The organism is Rhodoferax sp., assembly GCF_028688795.1.
Lineage (GTDB): Bacteria > Pseudomonadota > Gammaproteobacteria > Burkholderiales > Burkholderiaceae_C > Rhodoferax.
In genome coordinates, this window is sequence record NZ_JAQTXM010000095.1 from 1 (window position 1) to 3,149 (window position 3,149).

Below are 3,149 nucleotides of genomic sequence, written 5' to 3' on the forward strand. Positions count from 1 at the left end.
GCATGGCGTAGGGAATCAGTTCTGCAGAATGCAGCCATGCCACAGCCCGAACCTTGCCCGTGGCCTGTAATGCGGTGAACGGAATTTGCGCTACCGCATTGACACCAAAAGCCATCAGCAAGACCTGGGTGAGTGTGCCGCTTTGCTGGGCAAAATCCTCACCCAGCCACACACTTAACGCCATGGGTGCGAACCCTATTCCCACGGCAACCAGCGCAGCCACGACCGCAGCACTGAACACGCTTGAGCGCCAGACCAATTGATGGGCTTGATGCCGTGCGCCAGGGTCTGTTGTTGCGGCCAAACTTGACAAACGTGCCAGCTCGGGCAACAGCACGCTGGTCAAAGCGGCCACCAGTATCGGCAATCGGGACACCAAATCAAACGGCACCGCGTAAACCGCCACCGAACTCGCAGCCAAAGTGGCCCCAATCACAAATCGATCCACATAAACAATCACGGGCCCAATCACATTGCTGACAGTGACCCAGCCACCAAAAGACAACAGGCGACGCAACCAAAGCAGGGTGCTGTGCCGCAGCAAGGCGGCAGGCAGGGCCACCATACGCATCTGGATTTCAGTTGCAATCAGTGCCCACAAAACCAGCAAATGCACCAAACGAACCAAAAAGATACTCAGGCAGGTCCAAAGCAAACTGGGCGAGAAATAAGCGCTGAGACAGGGCCCGGCTACCAGCAATATGCCAGTCGGTATCCGCACCATGTTCAAGGCACGAAAGGCCCCAACACCCTCCAGATGTCCCCTAAAGACCGAGGACATTAGCAACAATGGAAGACTCGGCAAAGTCCATAACAGTGCTAGGCGTACCTCCTCAACCAAGAGCATGGAGCTGAGTTTGAACGGTGTCCCCCATGTCTCCACGCACACCCCAAGTGCCACGGTCATCAGTGTCCCAACCGCCATGAGCAAGACCGACGCCGAGCCCAGCACATGCAGTTCTTCGGCAGTTTTGGGGCCAGCTGACCGGGCCGCAGCGACAGCCACGGTGACCGCTCGGCCCAAACCCATATCCAAAAAACTGAAATAACCGACCACCACCCATACCAATGACAGCACCCCAAGCCGCTCTTGTCCCATAAAGTGCATCAGCCATGGCACAGCCGCCAAGGCGGCCAACATCGGCACCACGGTTCCCATCAGAGACCATAAGGCTGAATTCAGGAATTGACGAGAAAAGGCCGGGGTCTTGGGCATGGGGATCAAGTTGATCTGAGGAGCAGCTTTACCTGTGTTGGCATCAGCCTGTGCAAAATCGCCGAAAAAGGGCGCTATAAATAGCGCCCCTAGAGGATTATCGCCGTGAACACAGCATCACAAGCCTCTTAAAAATGAATCCCCCGCATCATCTGCTGCATCGCCACCGCTTCGGCGGACAACTTGGGTTTGTCCATCTTGTCGCCTGACTTGGCTCCTTTGGCGGCAGATGAATCAGGGAACATTCTGAAGCTGGTATTCATCGCAATCTGTGCCACACGCGGCAGAATAGCGTGCAGAACCTGACCTGTAATGCCCAATCGGGTGGCGATGCGCACCGGTTTGAAGATACAGGCCTGCGCGATCATGTCAGCTGCTTCTTCAGGGCTGAGGGTGGGCACGTTGTTGTACAGGCCGGTTGGTGCAATCATGGGCGTGCGCACCAGCGGCATGTTGATGGTGGTGAAGCTGATGCCTTGGTCGGCAAACTCACTGGATGCACAGCGCGTCCAAGCATCCAGTGCCGCCTTGCTCGCTACATAGGCACTAAAGCGCGGTGCATTGGTCAGCACGCCAATGCTGCTGATGTTGACCACATGGCCTTTGTGTTTGGTCGCCATGCCGGGCAAAAAGCCGGTCGTGACGCGCAGGCTGCCAAAATAATTGAGCTGCATTGTGCGCTCGTAATCATGAAAACGGTCGTAGCTCGACTCGATGGCGCGGCGGATAGAGCGCCCGGCGTTGTTGATCAAAAAGTCGACACAGCCATGGGTCTGGATGACCTGCTTGACAAAATTGGCGCAGTCTTCAGACTCAGCAATGTCTACCGCATAGGCCATGAATTGATAGCCTTTGGCTTGGGCCTGCGCACACGCCTCATCCAACTTCTCCTGATCACGTCCGCAGATCAAGGTGATCGCACCTGCCTCAGCAAATTTGTGAGCTGCAGCCAAGCCAATGCCTGAAGAACCGCCGGTGACCAGCACCACTTTGCCGCCAACCGTTCCACGCAGGCTATGGTCAATGTGAAGAGCCGGATCCAGATGGCGCTCCCAATAGTCCCACAAGCGCCAGGCGTAATCTTTCAGGTTCGGGCAAGCCACGCCCGTGCCTTTCAGGGCCGCCAGCGTATCGCGGCAGTCAAAACGGGTGGGGTAATTGACAAAGGTCAGCATGTCTTCTGGCAGACCCAGGTCTTTCATGATGGCGTTGCGCACCCGGCGCACCGGGGCCAGCGCCATCAGGCCTTTGGTGACACTGCGGGGAATAAAGCCCAGCAAGGCGGCATTGACAAATACGTTCATCTTGGGGGCATGGGCGGCTTGGCTGAAAATGTCCAGCACATCGCCTACGCGGTAACCGACCGGGTCAACCAGGTGATAACAACGGTTGGTAATGCCGGGCTGGTGGCTGATGGTGTTGAGCGCATCCACTACAAAATCCACCGGCACAATGTTGATGCGCCCGCCTTCCAGGCCAATGGACGGCATCCACGGTGGCAGCAGTTGACGCATGCGTTGGATCAATTTGAAAAAGTAATACGGCCCGTCAATCTTGTCCATTTCACCGGTGTTGCTGTCGCCCACCACCATGGCCGGGCGGTACACCGACCAGGGCACTTTGCACTCGGTGCGAACAATCTTCTCGCTCTCGTGTTTGGTCATGAAGTACGGGTGATCGTAGTTCTCTGCTTCGTCAAACATGTCCTCGCGGAACACACCCTCGTACAAACCCGCCGCAGCGATGGAACTCACATGGTGGAAATGCCCGGCATTCAAGGCCTTGGCCAGTTCAATCGTGTTGCGTGTGCCATCCACGTTCACTTCAATCTGGCTGGCCTCATCTGCGCCCAGGTCATAAATCGCGGCCAGATGGTAGAAATGATCAATGTTGCCTTTGAGTTGTTTGACCACATCAGCCGAAACGCCGAGTT

The 3,149-nt window shown here is 56.3% G+C and carries 2 protein-coding genes; both read right to left on the reverse strand.

What is annotated here, in order from left to right:
• Positions 1-1,216 (reverse strand): oligosaccharide flippase family protein (locus tag PHQ58_RS23540; RefSeq protein WP_300116355.1); only part of this gene is annotated, 1,216 nt, incomplete at its 3' end.
• 128 nt (positions 1,217-1,344) lie between these two features.
• The coding region (locus PHQ58_RS23545; protein WP_300116358.1) for an SDR family oxidoreductase at positions 1,345-3,149 on the reverse strand (1,805 nt) is incomplete at its 5' end.